Raw genomic sequence first — 18803 nt, 5'->3', positions numbered from 1 at the left:
CGAAAGAAGAGAAGCTGCAGGCGACTTCCAGCAGCTTCTGCTTCCTTCTTATTCAAACTTTTATGACTCAGGTCTCGGAACAAAGCTTAATTCCCAATAAATCGTGCCGCGATAAGCAGTTGCTTGGGGGTTGGCACCAATCGGGACTTCCAGTTCCACACTGTTTTCCATTGTTTCACTTGAGCCATAATGTTGGATCCACGTCCCTCCACCATGATTCTCTTGAGCCGAAGCCAAGGTTTTACTTTGACCTGCAATAAGTTCAATGGCTTCTTGATAGTCTGGCGTCTCCGACTCATTCGAACCAGTGGTTACCATATGGATATTTGACAAATAAACGCTTGCCCCTCTTAGTCGTTGCCTTTCATCATGCGTACCCACAAAACCCTCTTCAGATAAGCGAGCACTCAGTGTCCAACCAGTAGTAGCGACCCTCCGATCCGATACTTGGATATAATTGGGACGGTCCCCTTCATGCACATCCTCATAAACTTCCCGCAACGCCTGCGGCTTTGCGGGATATCGAGTGGTACTTGAAAGAATTGGTACTTCTCCAAAATCGAATTGAGAAATAAAGTCGATGCTGACAAATCCCTGGTTTTCTGGCAAAACAGGAGGATTCACAGGATCGACCGTTTCATCCGGGCGAAAAGGATCCCGCGGGTCCACAATGTCGATTTTCTCTACAATCACCGAATCCTTTCCCCATCTCCCATTCAAAAACGCCTCGGCTGTCACTAGCTCTTCGTGACGAAAATGTTGGAAGTTTGGAAATTCGGATAAATCAAACTGAAAGTTTCCCTCTTCATCAGCTTGGACGTGAAAGAATTCTCTGCGTCCATCTGGATCCGTTACAGTACCAAGGGAAGGATTTGGTTCGGGCATAAATGCTTCCCGCTCAAAACGAATATAGCTATTGGGATTTGCTCTTCCAGAGATGATCCGAGAATTTGATAAGGTCGGATCTTCCGTTAATGGATTCAACTCTATTTCAACTTCAGAAACTTGCTCGAAAAGCAATCGTTGGCTATGAGTCGAAAAATGACTACGTACCCCTTGTTCCACTGTTGGATCCAAAGTTACGACACTGTTGATTGTTGGATTGATCCAAGTAAGGTTGGTACTCATATGAATCAAAGGCATCCACTCATGGGTAGACTGCACCTCATCAAACTCACCGTATTGCCATTGTTTGATTCCTTGAAATTCGATTTCCAGTTCATTGGTTCCATTTAAGTTGATCAAACTTCCGTTATTAAAAGAAAGCGGCGCCGTTCGTTCTAAATTGACCTTTCGGGCCTCATTGAACGTCAACTTCGAAAGATTTCCAAAAAAGATCAAATTTTGAGAATCATTGCGACTGTCCGAACGAATATCTAAAATAGCATCTTTACCAACAGTGATACTGTTTTGAGGTTCCCAGAAGCCAACAACATGTGCCGATAAGTTGGGTTGATTTTCCGCATCAATTTTTAACATACTACGTTCCTTTAGATTGATATGGGTGTTGCCTCCTTGAAATGAAAGAATATTCCAATTCCATCCATTCGTGTGGCTTCGATTCTCTAAGGATTGGATATGCACTTTGCTGTCTTCCAAGAGATCGATGGTATGGTTTCCATGAAGTGTGGAAATCGCAGAGGCGTTGATCTGAGTGTCAAGTTTTAATTCTGCTCCCTTGCCAACAGTCAGATTCCCACCACCATTTCCAAAATAGACATTCACACCATCGGCTTCCCCTCTAGTCCCTTCAAAATTTGCTTTCATGGAAACTTTGGCATTCTCTCCAATAACCAGTTCTGGATGATTCAAACCATGATAAAATATATTTCCTGAACTGATGGTCGACAATTCTACTTCTGCATTGGGACTGATCAAAAGTCGATGGACTTCAAAATTTGCTTGATTCCAAGCATTGATCTGCCAATTTTCATTAAAAGTCGAACGGTAGCTTCGTGCTTGATGTGAGGTAACCTTTCCTGAAAGCACTGCGGTTGTACCAACGGAATGCAAAAGCTGATTCCCAATGTTTTCAACATTATGGTACCGCATGGTCGATATGGCTTGATTGTTAACACCCAAAGTAGTAACGTTCATAGGTCCGTAATAATTCCCATGATAAAGGGTAATATTTTGATACGAAATATCCCAAGGAGATTCTGGTACCATCGTACTATCCAAGAAGCCAACAGCAACCGCACGAAAATCAATTTGGTATTTTCCTTGTCCATCAATAATAAGAGTTCTTGAGATTCCCGGTTGGCTGATATAGACATACGAGTCTCCACTCGAAATATTAATTGTACTTCCTGATACGCCTGAAGCTATACCTTCAATCGGATTATCACTAGATTCAAAGCTGTCGATCAACTTTATATGATTCACCTCTGGGTCCATGACAGCTTCTAAAAATTCTAGCCAGGAGCCTACTTCTTGTTCTCTTCGCCTATCTTCCAAAAGATCAAGATTGCCTTCATCCACCTCGATGTCATCAAAAAATGAACCATCTGATGTGACAGGATCCGCTGCTAAGTTAGTGCCAATCGGGTGGTCGTCCGTTTCCATAGGGGGCCTCTCCCCCTCATCTCCGGATTTTCTTTCTTCCACGTTCAAGGTAAACACTGTCTCTGCTACCGTTATTTCATAAGTACCTACGGATTCTATTGTCAGTGGTAGACTAAACGACGTCAACGGCACTTCGGAGTTCAGAAGCCATTGCTCGGGATCCTCGGTTTGGGTGATCACTATTTCTTCCATTAAAAATGTTTCTTCTATGATCGTGGCTGCAGGCAGCTGGATGTCGATGCTTGTTAGTGGGCGGTTTGTTAAAAACATGATCGGAAACACTTCTCCAACATAGGCTTGCTGGATTTCTTCCAGAAAAGAAACCACCAACTCCTCTTGATCCTCTAAAGATTCTTCAAAAGAAGATCCAGTGAACACCTCGCCTAACGTACCTTCTCTTCCTTGCCATGCATGTAGTGGTTCAAAAAAGAACACACGAATAGACGGAAAAAACAAGTAAACACTAAATAGTCCTACCATAAGTGATAGTACTATCTTTAGTGTTTTCTTTTTCATTTTACTGATCCCCACCTTCCTTTGTCTTTTTTTTCTTGTTAATGATTAAAACAACAACGATGATCAATAACAAAACAAGTGCGGCGATTCCGCCAATCAGCCACCAATTGGTTTCTGGTTCCAATGTCACGTCTTCCTCATTTAAACGTCTCGCATCAGCAGCCGCAATCGTGAAGGGCTCTTCCCAATGCCATTCCTCCCCTTGTGAACGGGCCGTCAGAGTCAGGACATAGTCTCCCGGACGGAAACGCTCGCCATTTAGCGGGATCGGAAAATCCATCTGCGAATTTGGTGCCATCTGCATGCTTGTGCGCTGGGTTTCATACAAGACGGTGTCGCTGCCGCTGGCACGAACCTCAGCATCAATTTCTATGTGGTTGACGAAAGTCGGTGTGTAATTTTGAATCTTGGCACTGATCACGTTCCGATAATTGACTTGACTGGCAAAAACGTCCAGCAATTCAAGTCCCGGATCCGTTGACGAGCGGTTATTGCTTACGACGACTCCTAAAATAAAGGCAAACTCATTACGAATCCCGATGCCTTCTGTTTCTGACTCCGTTGCCGTAGCATCGCGGACCTCTTCTACTCGGATCGCCCCTGCCAGTATCCCATCAAATTCTTCCTCAGGCATCGTCAGAGGCAGTGTAAGGATCCGTTCTTCTTGGGCTTCTAAGGTGATGACCCCTGGTGCTTCAATCAATTCGGCAATCGAGGCAGGCAATGTCGGGTCAGGAGCTTCGGCATCACGACCGTATTCTACTACCCCATTGACATTCGTGAAAGCAGTATGAGCCGATACTTCGACGTCGATGGTTTCTTCCGATGTATTTTGGACGCGCAACTGCAATTCTTCTTGTTCCCCTGCGCCTAAATTCAGATCAAAATAACCGCTAGCACCGCCTTCGATCTGACTGTCAGGGAATATCGGGGTTACAAAAAAATTCAACTCTGATTCAATGTCATCATTTGCTCGTACTGGTGTCGGCCAAGCAATCAATGAGCATAGCACGATCATTGTAGTCAAAAGCCGCAGCCAGCGTTGGTTTGTTGGTTGTTCAATCACTGTTGTTTCTCCTTCCAAAAAAGGCAGGAATAACGGTCTACTCCTGCCAGTTGTTTCACATTATTGTTGCGTTGCTTTGAAGATTAGTCGTCTTAGTCTGGCACTGTTTCACCATTGGCATCCATCGCACTTGTTAAATGCCAAGTTAGTGTTGCCGTATATTCAGCAGCTTGTGGTGTAGCCGTTCCCGGGATATGCAGGCGAATAGCATGATTCAAAACTGGATCTGTTTCTGACTCGTGAGCAGCATTTAATTCTTCTTGATCCCCCCAGTAAATTGACGATACACCTTGCCCTTGCCCATCGGTAGCAGACATCACTGGAACGTTGGTCGAGTTTGCAGGGATAATCAAACTCTGGTTTCCTAATTCGTTTGGTGTGGTAAAGGCATTAGGAAGTAATTGCAGTAAATAATCCTTATCCTCATGGTCATCAGGCAGTGCCTGCAGCTCTTCCTCAGTAGCCCCATTGTGAACAATAGTTGGTTCAAGGAGTTCTAAATAAGCCCCTCTCAAATTACTCCCGCTTGATGTAGTAAACTCTGTTAAATCAAGATTCAGTTCCCACTGTGAATCAATTAATCCGCGAGTATCAACGATTTGTGCAAAGGATACAAATGGTACTCTTACCTCTTCGCCATTATCTCTTGAGATTTCCTCCCCCTCATCATCACCGGTGACAAGCTTTTCTTGTTCAGCGATTATTGGATAAAATTCATTAGTAGTTGAAATTCTTTGTATGCCAAAATCAAATTTTTTCGGTACATGGGCAATCGTTAACGGTCCGGTTGGTGGATCTGGATCAACGATTGTTACTGGTGGATACGGTACAGGAGGAACGACCTCTACGCTCTCCCCATCACCAGCTCGGAACTCAATATTATTTTCTGTATTCTGACGACGTCTTTCTCCACTCGGCTCTTGGTTCGGTGTGGGTTCATCATTTGCTACTGCTTGTACACCGCCTGCGAAGATCGTAGAGGTCAGTGTTGCGACTGTTGCTAATCGAATCCATTTCATTTTTATTCCTTCTTTCTTTTCTTTTAGTTTGTTTCATCGGCTTGCGCCGTTGGAACTGTTTCTCCTGATTGCGAGGTAGTGGTCGTCAATTGCCACGTCAAAGTCGCCACATACAAGGCTGCATCTTTAGCAGTCGCTCCCGGGACGAACAATTGGATCGCCTCATTGCGAACCACCGGCGCCTGGGCTTGGACCTGCGCATTCAACTCATCTTGGTAGCCCCAAACGACGGATGAAGTGCCTGCCCCTTTGCCGGCATCAGCAGTCAGAACAGCTTGTGCTGAACCATTGGCATCCAAACGCAAGCCTGCTTCATGTGCGGCCGGTGCGTTTTCTTGGTTGTGGCTATTGTAGTCAACTTCTCGTGAGGCAAAGATGATTTGTGCCCCTCGCAGTTCGTTGTGTTGCGTCCCTGATTCAAACGCACTTAGTGCTACAGTCAAACGCCAGCCAGCATTTGACCCACGGGTATCTTGTACTTGGGCGAAGGAAACATACGGTACTTTGTTTTCTTCCCCTTGGGTATCCGCTAATTGTTGCTTTTCTGCCACCATCGAATAGACGGCATCTCGGTTGGAGATTTCTTGGGTACCAAAATCCAAAGTCGGCGCATAAGCGATCGTCAATGGTCCTGTTTGTCCATCTGGTCCGATCGGCGGTATCTCCACATCGGGGCCATCGGGTCCTGGATCAGGCGGTAACACTTCCGTCGGTTCTCGATCATTGGGCACAAAACTTACTTGCCCATCGGTTTCAGCGACTCTTACTTCAGCGGCGGTCCCTTGGATCCCACCAGTCAAAAGGGTTGCGGCAAGTACGGTGCTCGTTGCAAATCGCAAAAATCTCATAAGATCATTCCCTTATTCTCTATTACTCAACTTTTCTTGTGTTCTTGAGGTTGTTCGTTCTTTTTGGTACCTGCGTGTCTTCTTCACTGTTGAATAGCCAGCGATCAATAGCAGCAATGATCCGAGTGCCGTGGCACTGGAACTTTTTCGGGTATTCGTCTGCGGCAAACGTTCCCCATCCCCGCCAGGTTGTGTCGGTCCGGTCGGTGGTGAAGGTTCTGGTTTGTCTGGTTCATAGACACCCGTGAACTGGACTGAGCCTTCTGTATCGACGGAACGCTCCTCTTGTGCCGAAACTAAAATCGTCGAAGCACTGATCACTTGAAAAAAAGCCGCGAAGATCATCAGCTTGACCCAAAAATTCCCCCTCGCTCTTTTCATTCTCCCTCCCCCTTTTTGACATCATCAAGCCTAAAAACCACCCTTTTTTAGACACCTTTACTTAGACGGTAACCTTGAACAAAGTCGATTGATCTTTGTTTCAGTTGGCTTCCAAAAACGCTGGTTTTTATCCTCGATATACTTCATTATAGCTATCTTTGTGATGCGGGAAAAATCAATAAATTCACTGGCTGATGAAATCTATGCCTAAATAAAAAAACAAACCCCCGTTTTAAATAAATTATTCAACATAGGATATGGCTAAAGTGAGAAATCCTTAACATCTACCAAAGTGCTTGTTACCATAGAAAAATCATATATCAATCTCCAAAGCACCTGCAGTTCTCCATTCTATAAAAGCCACAATAAAATAACGGTAAAAAAAGAGGGAGGGGGACTATCCTTATTAAGAACGTTCCTCTCTTTTCATCTGATCCCCCAAGTTACGTTTGGCGGGTATTCTTTCTTTTATGTTGTTTTTCTTAGAATCACTAAACTGATAAGAACATGAAGCATGCCTGTCAGTGGTCATCTCCTGCTCGTTTGGTATTTCTCTACGGAAAACAGTTGGGTGGTCCCTCGACGATTGGCGGATCATCAGCTATGGTTCTTCTTTTGGAGCGCCACCTTTCCCATTCATTTTCACTTATCCAGCCCTTTCCCGGTACTCTGTTGTTGCCAATACAGATGCAGCCAAACCAACGCATACTCCAATAGCTATTGCAGCGCTAAAAACTTTGGCGTCTCTGTCCATTGCTTTATCTTCTCTATCTAATATCCTTCGGTACTCCCTTGAAATGCCGCTTGGCTAAATCAGCCATTCCTCCATGAAGCATTTTATTGACTCTCTCGTATGTAGTTCTTCGGCCATCCATTTTTTGATTACTATTTACAGAACGAATCGATTCTTCCAGCCTCCCCCTTAAGAATTTTTCATTTCCTTGAAAAAAGCTCTCCACGGGACATTTGAAAACAGGCCTATTTGTTAGCACAAAAAAACAGCAAACGATCCCTTCTTGGTTTCACCAAAAGAAGCAAACGTTTGCTGCAGATTTGTTTATGTTAAGTAAGAGCCCGCGAAAGGCTCGTCTCGGTCGTACTATTTATGTATACTTTTGCTTACAAACAAGCGATTTCTTCCTATGAAAAAACGCTTCTTTGCTGATCATTGCTGTTTAATTCTTGATCATTCTCCTAAAGATTGCTTCTCTTTCCTTGTTCTGCCACGCTGGACCCAAAAATACATAACCAGCAGAAAGAAATAGCCAAGCAAAAGAATGGTTTGCCCCAATTGAAGCCAGCTGCGAAGGATCGCAGATATGCTGGGAAGAAATCATACATGCCGTATTGTGCCACCGATATGCCTACCGACAAGGAGGCAAAAATAATAAAAAGTTTCATTCCGTTCATGTCCTACCTTCAAGCGCTTTTTGCTTTTTTTCACGTCTTACACAGTAATTATTTTAATGAAGAGAAAAAAACATTCGCCTTTGTCGTTGACTTTAGCGGTCAATCTGTTGTTTCTTAAAAACAACTCTTACTCAAGCAAGGAAGACCAACCAATTGCCTTCCCCACTGCGTTGTTTGAGTAGTCCATCTGCTCTCTGTCATTCTCAAGGGTACGTTCCACCTGAAAATCATCCTTTTAGCCCCACTACTACTCTCCATTTATTTCTCCAAAAAACTATCTATAAAACTTCCCCAATAGTCTATTGAACATCATCGTTTCCCATTTATCTCAATTTTTTTCCTAACTCTCAGGTCTACTCGACGTATTAGACATAAAACTTCAGGACTCCGCTAAGTGTTCACTCAAATAAATCAAGCCCATTTTGGGTTTTTGCGTTAACTTTGCCCCCGTGATCTCACGGTAAAAATACTTATGGTCATTTTCTATCATTTCAATGACTTCTTCCTCACTCATCCCAAGGTCATCTAGCAATCCCTCTTTGCGATTGTTGCTGATTTCCATCAATATTTGCAATTGTGCATCAATCGCCAATAAGTGGCCCCACTGAACAAACAGGTTTTCTTCCTTGCTATGAAAAATCGTTAAAAACTCTTTTGCTAACCGATGATAAAAGGCATTTATTTTAGGAAAAAAGCGTAACACCCCTTGTTTTTCTAGCTCTGTTTGAAAATGCGCCAAATATTCTTCTGCTCCCGCTATCTTTTCTGCCAGCATATTAGCCTCCTCGTAATCTATCTGCATGTTCGTTTCCAGTTTACACTTTCTGGTAACCGTAGATGTTCTTCAACCAATCAATGTCTTCTATTTTCTTTCTCTCTCATTCGTGGATACCCCTCAAGTACACTGCATTTCTAGGTATTGATGGCACATTCACTCATTTGCTAGTTACATTTACTGTTTATTTTCTCCCTTTTGATCCAACCAACAGTTCACAGGTTTCCTCTTGAGAAAAAACAAATACTCCTAAGCATCGGACTATGGTCTCACTATAGCGTCAAATATCCTTAAAAAAAAATAGCAATTTTCACCTGTCGGTGAAAAAACCTACATTGTATCAATTAGTTTCAAACGTTTACATCCACCAGAATAATAAAAATGGGATATTTAGTCAAATATAATAAAATTAAACATAAAAATTGAAGTTTTTTAACCAATTGTTTATAATGTGTTTAATTCTTTTTTAAATTCAACGGGGGCAACTATGAAAAATTTTCAGCTAAAATTTATCAAAAATCGTTCTTTAATCCGACGATTGCAATTATTAAATGAATTTGAGAAGAATCCATCTGCAACATTGGGCGATTTATCAGAAGTAACAAAAAGCAGTACCCGTACGATCATTGCGGATATTGCCATGATTCGCGACTATTTTAATGACGCGATCGAAATCTATTCCTCTAAGTTTGGGTATTTATTTGAAGAACTTGATCCCGAGGGGTATATCAAACAAAAACAAAATTTAGTTAAAGACGAGCCATTTTTTATGATTTTGGAGAGTATTTTTTTTGATGAATTACAATCTGCTCTGGATTGGAGCTTGACCCTTAATCTTTCGGAACAAGCATTGCTCAGTTACTTAAAAAAAATGAACGAATTATTAAAGCCCTTCAAACTTCGTCTATCAACAAACCCTGTCACATTGATAGGTTCCGAAATCGATATTCGCCGCTTTTTTTGTCTGTTTTATTATGAGTCAGATATCAATGTCAATACTATCTTCCCATCGCTGGATGTCCAAGATGCTGTCATTGAGATCACCAATCTTTTGCATTCAAAAAAGCAACCGGCTTCTACCTTTTCTTACTTTTCCTATATTCTCTACATTACACTGGAACGCAGCAAGAAAGGGTTACAGGTCGAACTTTCACCTGAACTAAAGGACATCTTTTATGCTTATCATTCATTGATTGCTCCAGATACGTTAAGAGAGATCCTTTATTCCTATTTTCATTACCATCTGCCAGAGGACGAAATCATTTATTTGTTGCTTTGTCTCATCTGTCGCCGAAAAATCAATCATCCCTCGATCGAAGAATTTTGCCGAATGTATAATCGCTGGCCTGAGATCAAACAAGTGACAAAAGATTTCTATGCCCTAAATCAAGGCAATTCCTATGATGAACAAAAAGATTTACACTGGTTAGAATCATTTTTTACGATTGTGAAAATACGCGATATGCTCTCGCCCATCATGAATGTCAATATTGACGATCTTACGCAATTCGTCAAAGAGAAGTTTTCCTACGAATATAAGAGAAACTATGCATTTTTGGCAAAACACAAGCTAGTCAAAAAGCTGTATTCATCCTCCTATCTTGACGATTTCTGTGCCAGCTTAACGATTCATATGGAAGCGATCAAAGAAGAAAATTGGGGATCACAACGGACGATCGCCGTGATTTTTGAAGGAAACGAATATGTTTGTGAATATGCCGAAAGTATCGTGCGAAAATATTTGGGTCGCTTCCATACATTGTATTATCCTAATGCCAGTGAACTCTCTCCAACCTATTTAAAAGAAAAGCAAATTGATCTATTAGTCACCAATTATTCGGAGTATACGACAGAATACTTACTGGAAGTAGAATGCGTTCTTCTAAAATCTTTTCCAGATGCGACAGATTGGAATCGATTACTTAATCAAATCAATCCACGGATCTTGCGTCTGGTTGTGTTGGACAATGCGTAAGTCAACTTGCTAGACACTATCTTGTGGAATCATTACGGTCACAAAGCATTTCGAAGTGTTATTTTATAAAAACCATTCTTACCCAACGAGTGGTTGACACTCTGATTTATCTCAGCGATCACAGTGTTCATTTCTCGCTGAGATAAATCAAGCCATGGGGCGCTTTCTGGTTTGTGCCGATCCCTGCCATTTGTCTGTAATAGACATTTTTGTCTTTTTTGATCATTTCGACGATCTCTTCTTCTGCTAATTCGATTTCTTTAAAAAAGTCGTGTCGGAAAAAATCTAAAAACATTTGCAGTTGGGCATCGATTTCTAGCAAATCCGCCATTTGTTGTAGCACATTATCGTACTCGGTATAGCAAATTTCTTTGAATCGTGTTTGCAACTCTGTACATACTTGTTTGATTAAGGGAAATTCCTGCAAGTAACAAAGTTCGCTGTAATTTTTTAAATAGGCTTCTGGTGTCATATGTCCTTTTTTCATCATGATTGCATCATTCCTATCTTTCATCTGAGAATTATTTTGCACCTGGACCATTGTTAAAGTTTAAAGTCGATCAATGACATGAGTCTGCGCCAATCGGTTGAGTTCGGGATTTTATTGAACAATAAATACACGCCAGAACAAGAAAAATTCGACATATGCTCATTATAATTTGTGACGACGATATCAAATTGGTTCGCCTCAAAATAGCCGGGATTGATATCTAATACATTCGGAAAAAAGAGTTTCTGATAACTGCCTAGATACTTACGAGCAGTGACCTGAATTCGTTGCGAGATAAATTGATTCCCTTCTAACAGGAACGCAATTTTTTTAGGCTTCCCCCAGTACAATTCTTTCACACAGTCCATATGAATGGTAAACACTGCGCTGATATCTACGATCATGTCTAAAGACAGACACTTCACTTGTTTGAATTGTTTTTGTAAGAACGCTGTGTTTTGTGCCATTTCCTCTGGAAAATGTTTTTTTACAAATGAGATCAAATCGGGAATCACTTTGTTCAAGACCGGTGAAAGTTTATTTTTTAGTAAGATCGTCGCAAAAAAAGACTGGATCAAAACCGTACTATATTCCAGCGCATACGGCGGTACGCCTGCCTCCTTTAGATAACGTTGGGTTAGTTGCAGGATCTGCGAGTCTTTGCCTAACTTGTTGCAAAAGTCCCTTTCCATATCAATATCAAACACCGTCCGTTTTCCCATCGATAACGCATAAAAGTAGATGATTTCTTTTTCGGCGATCGTCGTTTGCAAATGGTTCGATAGCATCGTCTTTAATTTTTTCAGCTCAAGATAATACTCTTTACGAAACTGCTTGACGATGGCTGGATCGATCGTGACGTAATGGCCATGAGAGGTTCGCTCTAAAATGATATAAAGCATGTAACTGATTTCCTCAAAGGCAAGATTAGAGAAATTGCTATCGAATTCTTCTTTTTTCAAGTTTAAACCGATCTCATGAATGATCAACGGCGGAAATACGGTATGCGGCGTACTATCGGATTCATAATAAAAGTTCAGAAAAAAATGGCGAATATTGACTTCCTCACCAGTAAGATCAACGGTGGTTTTGTTTAATGTCAGTTGGTACTGTGCTAAAATTGGGTCGATCTTTCGAAAATACCGCATCAACGTGGCAGGGGAAATAAACAAAATGTCTGACCACTCATTGATGGTCAATATTTCCCCTAAAAAAATGCTCTCAAAGATGCGAAACAACGGCTCGTTACTGATCAAATTCCGTTTTTTTTCTAAGTAGCTTTCTGTATCGATGACTTGTAGCTGATAGCCACTATTTGACGTTTCCATTTCGATAGCATCTTCGAAATACTCTTTAATGTTTTGTAAATCTTCAATGATGGTTCGGCTAGAGCTTTTGATCACTTTTGACAACCCACGGATCGGTGTATGAGAAGCGTGCTCCATATGTTCTAGCAAATGTAGCCACCTTAGCGTCGTTTTACTAATGACAAAAGATGATTGGAATTGTCTCATAGGTTCGCCTTCCTCTACTCGAAATAACTTTTTAATTCAGCCACGATCCGCTCACTGGCTTGTCCATCTCCATAGGGATTTTTGGCTTGCGCCATCTGTTTGTATGCTGCCTCATCAGACAATAAATGAACGATTTCTGAATACACATGCTCCTCATGGGTACCAATCAGTTTCAAAGTCCCTGCTGCCACCCCTTCTGGGCGTTCCGTCGTTTCACGTACGATCAAGACAGGAATCCCCAAGGAGGGTGCTTCTTCTTGAATCCCTCCTGAATCGGTCAAAACAAGGTAGCTGTCTGCCAGTAACTGATAGAATGCAGGGGCATCCAATGGTTCGATCAGCTCGATATTTTGCTGCCCTTCTAAATAGCGCTTGGCTAGTGCACGGACACGAGGGTTTTTATGCATCGGAAAGACGATCGTCAGTGCGGGATAAGCAACAGCGATGCGTTTTAGTGCACGAAACACTTGTTCCATGGGTTGCCCAATGTTTTCTCGCCGGTGCATCGTAACTAAAAGGATTTTTTTCTCACTAATTGGTTTTCGGTCTTTTTTTTGTGCCAACGTATGGTACAAAGCATCAATAGACGTATTGCCAGTAACTACGATGCGGTCGTGTGGGTGGTTTTCCTTTAACAGATTAACCTGACTTTGATCCGTCGGTGCAAAGAGAAAATCTGCTAGTTGATCAATCAACCGGCGATTCATTTCTTCTGGAAACGGATCATTCTTGTTACCTGTTCGTAGCCCAGCCTCCACATGACCAATCAAGATCTGCTGATAAAAAGCGGCCAGCGCAGCTGCCACTGCCGTCGTCGTATCGCCATGGACCAACACTACGTCTGGTTCTTCTGATTGAAAAATACCTTCGAGTCCTTCTAAAATACGACTGGTGATACTAGACAAGGTTTGATTTTCTCGCATGATAGCCAAGTCGTAATCAGGGGTCAGCTCAAACGCCGCTAATGTTTGCTCAAGCATTTCTCGATGCTGCCCTGTCACGACGATCTTTGATAGGAAGCGTGGATCATTTGCTAGTTTTTTTATGACCGGTGCCATCTTGATGGCTTCTGGTCGTGTACCAAAAATAGATAATACCTTTATTTTTTGCATCGTACTTCTCCTTTTTTTCAGCAATTTGAGCATTAATCAAGTTGCTTTTTGTAAATCTTCTGCCAGCGCTTCATATACGACGTTAAGGCATACTGTTGCTCAATCGTTGCTCTGGCTTGTTGGCTGCTTTTGATTCGTTCTTCCTCGTTAGCTAACAGACCGCTCAACGTCTCGATCATTGCTTGAATATCACCGGCAGCTACTAGGTAGCCGTTTTCACCCGATTGGATCAACTCTGGGATTCCCCCAACCTTCGTCGTTACATTGGGGATACCTGCCGCCATGGTTTCTAAGATCGCCATCGGCAAGCCTTCGTGATAAGAAGGGAGAAAATGGATGGCTGCCTTACGAAAAACAGCTGGTAACGCATCGGTTGCTACCCACTCATTTAAGAACACATTGGTGAGAGCCTCTTCTTGGAGCTGTTGGGCAACCTGTTGATTTTCTTGATCGCCAAATAACATAAAGCGAATCTCGGGAAAGGAAACAGCCATTGCTTTTGCAACTGCCAACAGATCAAAACTGCCTTTTCTTTGCCCGATCCTGCCAAGAGTGATGATCCATTTTGCGGTGGGGTCATAAAAGGATTCCTCCGGCACCGCTACGGCATTTGGCAAGACCTCGATTGAGGTATCGGTAATCGTTTGGTAAAATGCTGACCAGCTACTACTTAGCACTACGAGCTGATCCACCCGAGCTAAGGTAAAACGGACCCACCACTTTGCCCACGAAGGACTGTTTTGATAAAACTGGTCAAATTGCGAAGCATGCATATGAAAAATCGTCTTGCAATGTTTTGGTGCTAGCAACAACAGCAAACTCTTGCGATAGAAACTGCCCTTTTGCGCAACGTGGAAATGAAGGATCTGGCACCTTTCTTTTTTGATGTGCCGACGAAACGTAAGAAACGCTTTGAGCTGCGTCCAATATTTTCCTTTTTCCGACCAAGTCTTATGGACGACGAAACGCACGTCCTCTGGCGCTTTTGCTTTTTGGAAATTATAAATGACCGTTGCGATCCCCCCTTTTGCTGCTGGATCTGGACCGATAAGTAAGATATTCATGCTTTGTTGATTTTCCTTTCTTGTACAAATCTAGTTACCTGCTTTAGTTCCTTGCGATAAAGAACAACGACGAAGAGCATCAGCAGCAAAACGAGGCTCTTTTCCAGCCAAAGAGTCCGATTGAATGCCGTAAACAGCGCAAAGCAATACAGCATGATCGAAAGGCTGATTTGGCGTTTGACTGAGAACCCCTGCCAATAGGTCATCGAAAAATATGTACGGGCAAAAAAGAAGACCAAGTACCCTAATGCCGTAGCACAAGCCGCTCCTGTGGCGCCAATTGTCGGTACGAGTAGGAGATGACCAAGGGATGCGGATAAGACCGCCAGCAAAGAGGCAGCAATATTCAAATGACTTTTCTTATAAAAAACGATCCCGAGATTGGTCGTTTCACTGATCGTCATCATCAAGGGATAAAAACATAACAAGGGAAACAAGTACTGGGCCTCTAAGTAGTCTTGCGACAATAAGATGACGATCGTTTCTTTGAAAAAGACCATCAGTAAAAAGAAAATCGACAAGACGAACATGATAAAGTGACTGACTCGTTCGTAATAAATCAATGGTTTGCCTTTTTTGAACCATTCATAGGAGGTGGGAATCCAAAAATTGGCAAAACTAACTTGTAGAATCATCAAGGCACTTGCCACTTTGAATGCAGCCGTGTAGATGCCCAAAGCGGCAAAATCAGCAAAATAGCGCAGCATCATTTTGTCGATAATCATTAACAGGCTATAGAGGAACGTTCCCACCACCGTCGGCAAGCCAAAACGACTCAGCTTTTTGATCAGGTTGCGATCGATTTGGCGAATGAGCGGCATAAAAAGCGCCAGGTTTGCCAGAATCAACAGACAATCACCGATAATCTGACCGAAGAGCATGCCATAGACCACCGTAATAAACGTCGGCGGACCAAAAAAGAGAAACAGCAACGTGATGAACAAGACCATGAATTTCACCAAAATACTGTAAACGGAGAACTGGATCGCTTTGTTTTGCATTCGAACCGTTAACAAAAGAAACCGTTCAAAAATCAGCAGTCCCGACGAAAGAGCAAATAAATAAATCGCACGGGTGTACTGTGGAGATTCAAATAAAAGCTGCGAAAAATCTACCGCAAAAACCACTAGGATCAGCTGAAAGAAAAATGAACCGAGCAACGGGACGAGCATCGCTTGTCGCAATAACTCGCGTTTGTTTTCGTGGTCATGGTATTCCCTCGTAAAGGCTTGGTCGAAGCCGAGATAGATCACGTATATCAAAAAGGTCTGTGCAAGGAAAAACATACTGGTCTTCCCATATTCTTCGGGTGTCAAAAAGCTGGTCGTTACGGGCAAAAGCACCAAGTTTAAGACCGCCGAACCTAACGAACCGAGGGAGAAAAAGCCCAGCCTCAAAAGTAATTTTTTCAATCAGTTGTTCACTCTTTCTCTGTTAAAATAATGCCTCCACAAATCAATCCTAAAAAGGTGGAAGACAATGCCGAATACAAAACATGCCCGGCAAAAAAACTATAAAAAAGCACCACGATCAAGGCAAAACTATAAACCGATCGTTTTCGTGGCTGAAAGGCCAAATAGACAAAATAGGCGAGCATTAGCAGCAATAACGCTATTCCCAGTAGGCCTTGCCCGAAAAGGGTGTCGAAGAAGTCCATTTCAATTAAGCCAAGACGACCAAAGTGTGCCAAACGGTATTCAAAGCCTTGGCCAAAGATCATGATAAAGTGTCGGGCCTCATCATTTAAGAAGGCGTTCATCCCACCAATCAAAAAATCACTTCTTGAACTAGAAAATAGCCGGATCAAGTCCCCGTCGAAAAGATGATAAAAATACACCATGCGAAGATAGGTTCCTTCGACGGCTTGGATCAGCAATGGTAGTCCTTGAATAAGCAGCCAAGCAATCGTAATAAAACTCATAAACCAGATAAACAATTGTTGCAGAAATGCTTTACGTTCAATGCCTAGCACCAATCGGATTAAAAGATAGAACAACACACCGACACCATAAAACACGCCGGTTTTCGTACCGACCAAGACCAAACAGACGAAATTTCCAGCGAATAAACTAGCCAAAAACAGTGAAAACTTATGGGTCTGTTCTTTGATCGAAACAATTAGTGCCTGGACTGTAAAGGTGATTGAAACAATAAAGGCAAAGCTCGTATCATTATTGGCAAAGAAATAGCCTTTATACCCAGCATCAGAATTGTCATAAGTTTGGTAGCCTAGCCCTAAAAAATAAGGAATCAGTAGCCCCAAGGTGAAGCAGACACTGATAACAATAAATAAGCTGTCGTAGTGCAGTTTGGAGAAGTCGTTTTTTCGTTGATAGACATAATAAGGAATCAGTACCCATAAGAGGTATTTGATATACACCGATAGATCCTCGATCACCCACTGCCAGCTGTACCCTAGAAAAAGTGCTTGTAACAGAAAAATCGTAAGCGTCACAGCGATAAACCCATACGTTAAATATGTATAGTAGCTATGGGGAATCTTTTCTGTCACGATCATAATCACTAAGAACAAAAAGAACAGCAAACGGTAGAACACGCCAATGGGAAAAGGAATGGCCAGACTTAGAAATAAGCCGTTTAAGACGTCGATTATCGGAAAAATGGCCACAATCCCCAGGAAGAAGCGGTGATGGCTTTGCTGTTTTGATTTCATGCGTTTCTTCTTTTTTCTCCCCACACATACTGTAAAAAGCGTAAATTTCCTATGATATAGCGATCAAACATCCTGACTGGCTCTTGCGCAAAGCGATAAAACCATTCCAAACCTGCCCGCTGCATCCACAAAGGCGCTCGTTTGGTTTTGCCTGCGACGATATCAAAGCTGCCGCCAACGCCCATCGCAAATGGCACTTGCAACACTTCGCTGAATGTATCGAGCCAAATCTCTTTTTGCGGGCTAGAAAAAGCGACAAACAGCAAGTCTGGTTGCGTCCGTGCAATCTCTTTTGCCACGTCCAATGATTCGACTTCGGAAAAATAGCCATGGTGAAAACCCGCTATGTTCAGGTCGGGATAGAGCTGTTGGTCATGTTTGACGACGGCTTCTACGACTTCGGCAGTTGCTCCTAAATAATAAGGACGCCAGCCTTTTTCTGCTGCCAATTTGACCAGCTCGCGAAAAAGATCGATGCCTGTTACCCTTTCTGGTACCGGGCACCCTAAATATTTCGCTGCCCAGACAATCGACTGCCCATCAGCCGTGATCAAAGCTGCCCGATTGACGATCGATCGCAACGAGGGATCTTTTCGCATCAAGTTTATTTTTCCCGCGTTAATTGAAACATGCTGTGCGGGCATCCCCTGTTCGATCATTGCCTCGATCTTAGTAATGGTTTCCTGAAAGTTTAAGGAATCGAGATTGCTGCCTAAAAGTGATACACGTACTTGTTGCTCCATTAGAATGCTCCTTTGGGTAAGAAAACAACGCCAATCGTTTTCATAATTATTTTCAAGTCCAATAACCAGCTCAGGTTATTGATGTAATAGAGATCCAATGCGACCATCTCTTGAAAGCTCAATTCGTTTCGTCCACTGACTTGCCACAACCCTGTGCACCCGGGTGTGACACACAATCGTTGCTTGTCTTTTTCTGAATAACTGACGACTTCTCTTTCTAAAGGAGGACGGGGGCCGACCAGTGCCATCTCCCCTTTCAAGACATTGATCAATTGGGGCAGTTCATCAAGACTCGTTTTTCTTAAAAAACGGCCTAAGCGCGTCACTCGCGGATCTTTCTTCAGCTTGAACATGGCCCCTTCAATTTCGTTTTTATCAAGGTACTGCCCTAATAATTGATCGGCATCAGGCACCATCGTTCGAAATTTGTACATCACAAACGTGGCCTCATTTTTGCCAACACGAACTTGCTTAAAAATAATCGGTGCCTGCCAGTTAGAAAATTTGATCCCTATACAAATCAGCAGTAACAGCGGGCTAAGGACGACTAATAAGCCCAAGCTAAAGATAGTTTCTATCGTGCGTTTCCAACGTAAATAACTAGTCGCTTGAACCCTTGACTGCTTGTCTAAAGCGGGTCTTTCCACAAAG

General features: G+C 42.6%; 16 protein-coding genes. 1 reads left to right on the top strand and 15 read right to left on the bottom strand.

The window, feature by feature from the left end:
- Window positions 1-60: 60 nt before the first annotated feature.
- From IGJ01_RS03010 to IGJ01_RS02980, 7 genes are all read right to left on the bottom strand, one after another.
- Entirely contained in the window at window positions 61-3081 is a 3021-nt protein-coding gene (locus IGJ01_RS03010; protein WP_086316903.1) for a WxL domain-containing protein, read from the bottom strand.
- 1 nt (window position 3082) lies between these two features.
- On the bottom strand, window positions 3083-4147 hold the full coding sequence (locus IGJ01_RS03005; RefSeq protein ID WP_430601389.1) for a DUF916 and DUF3324 domain-containing protein: 1065 nt from the start codon (window positions 4145-4147) through the stop codon (window positions 3083-3085).
- A gap of 92 nt (window positions 4148-4239) precedes the next feature.
- A complete protein-coding gene (locus tag IGJ01_RS03000) occupies window positions 4240-5166 on the bottom strand; it encodes a WxL domain-containing protein (protein ID WP_430601388.1) in 927 nt (308 codons plus the stop codon).
- A 23-nt stretch (window positions 5167-5189) separates the two neighbouring features.
- Window positions 5190-6014, bottom strand: a complete 825-nt coding sequence (locus IGJ01_RS02995) for a WxL domain-containing protein (RefSeq protein WP_430601387.1) — start codon at window positions 6012-6014, stop codon at window positions 5190-5192.
- A 12-nt stretch (window positions 6015-6026) separates the two neighbouring features.
- Window positions 6027-6395: an LPXTG cell wall anchor domain-containing protein gene (locus tag IGJ01_RS02990; RefSeq protein WP_301389176.1), complete on the bottom strand. Its 369-nt coding sequence runs from the start codon at window positions 6393-6395 to the stop codon at window positions 6027-6029.
- Between the two features lie 1194 nt (window positions 6396-7589).
- A complete protein-coding gene (locus IGJ01_RS02985) occupies window positions 7590-7805 on the bottom strand; it encodes a hypothetical protein (protein WP_228085392.1) in 216 nt (71 codons plus the stop codon).
- Between the two features lie 379 nt (window positions 7806-8184).
- A complete protein-coding gene (locus tag IGJ01_RS02980; protein ID WP_008377999.1) occupies window positions 8185-8580 on the bottom strand; it encodes a DUF7006 family protein in 396 nt (131 codons plus the stop codon).
- 487 nt (window positions 8581-9067) lie between these two features.
- Between IGJ01_RS02980 and IGJ01_RS02975 the strand changes: the two genes are divergently transcribed.
- Window positions 9068-10555, top strand: a complete 1488-nt coding sequence (locus IGJ01_RS02975; RefSeq protein WP_086316900.1) for a helix-turn-helix domain-containing protein — start codon at window positions 9068-9070, stop codon at window positions 10553-10555.
- A 127-nt stretch (window positions 10556-10682) separates the two neighbouring features.
- On the opposite strand, the gene IGJ01_RS02970 is transcribed toward IGJ01_RS02975, so the two are convergent.
- The 8 genes from IGJ01_RS02970 to IGJ01_RS02935 are packed head-to-tail and all read right to left on the bottom strand — an operon-like array spanning window position 10683 to window position 18799.
- Window positions 10683-11045, bottom strand: coding sequence for a DUF7006 family protein (locus tag IGJ01_RS02970; RefSeq protein ID WP_008377996.1), 363 nt, complete (start codon window positions 11043-11045; stop codon window positions 10683-10685).
- A gap of 53 nt (window positions 11046-11098) precedes the next feature.
- Window positions 11099-12559: a helix-turn-helix domain-containing protein gene (locus IGJ01_RS02965; RefSeq protein WP_086316899.1), complete on the bottom strand. Its 1461-nt coding sequence runs from the start codon at window positions 12557-12559 to the stop codon at window positions 11099-11101.
- A gap of 14 nt (window positions 12560-12573) precedes the next feature.
- Window positions 12574-13671 (bottom strand): non-hydrolyzing UDP-N-acetylglucosamine 2-epimerase, encoded by a 1098-nt coding sequence (gene wecB / locus IGJ01_RS02960; RefSeq protein WP_217809920.1) that lies wholly within the window; start codon window positions 13669-13671, stop codon window positions 12574-12576.
- Between the two features lie 32 nt (window positions 13672-13703).
- Window positions 13704-14735 (bottom strand): glycosyltransferase family 4 protein, encoded by a 1032-nt coding sequence (locus IGJ01_RS02955; RefSeq protein ID WP_086333021.1) that lies wholly within the window; start codon window positions 14733-14735, stop codon window positions 13704-13706.
- Window positions 14732-16147 (bottom strand): lipopolysaccharide biosynthesis protein, encoded by a 1416-nt coding sequence (locus IGJ01_RS02950; protein ID WP_086316896.1) that lies wholly within the window; start codon window positions 16145-16147, stop codon window positions 14732-14734. The genes IGJ01_RS02955 and IGJ01_RS02950 overlap by 4 nt, the downstream gene beginning before the upstream one ends.
- Before the next feature lie 8 nt (window positions 16148-16155).
- Window positions 16156-17409 (bottom strand): O-antigen ligase family protein, encoded by a 1254-nt coding sequence (locus tag IGJ01_RS02945; RefSeq protein ID WP_430601386.1) that lies wholly within the window; start codon window positions 17407-17409, stop codon window positions 16156-16158.
- Complete coding sequence (locus IGJ01_RS02940) at window positions 17406-18152, bottom strand: WecB/TagA/CpsF family glycosyltransferase (RefSeq protein WP_008377984.1); 747 nt, start codon at window positions 18150-18152, stop codon at window positions 17406-17408. The genes IGJ01_RS02945 and IGJ01_RS02940 overlap by 4 nt, the downstream gene beginning before the upstream one ends.
- Entirely contained in the window at window positions 18152-18799 is a 648-nt protein-coding gene (locus IGJ01_RS02935; RefSeq protein ID WP_086333018.1) for a sugar transferase, read from the bottom strand. Before IGJ01_RS02935 ends, IGJ01_RS02940 begins: the two co-directional genes overlap by 1 nt.
- Between the last annotated feature and the right edge of the window lie 4 nt (window positions 18800-18803).

Source organism: Enterococcus sp. AZ089 (assembly GCF_050547225.1).
Taxonomy (GTDB): domain Bacteria; phylum Bacillota; class Bacilli; order Lactobacillales; family Enterococcaceae; genus Enterococcus_D; species Enterococcus_D entomosocium.
This window is presented reverse-complemented; position numbering and strand designations above follow the sequence as displayed.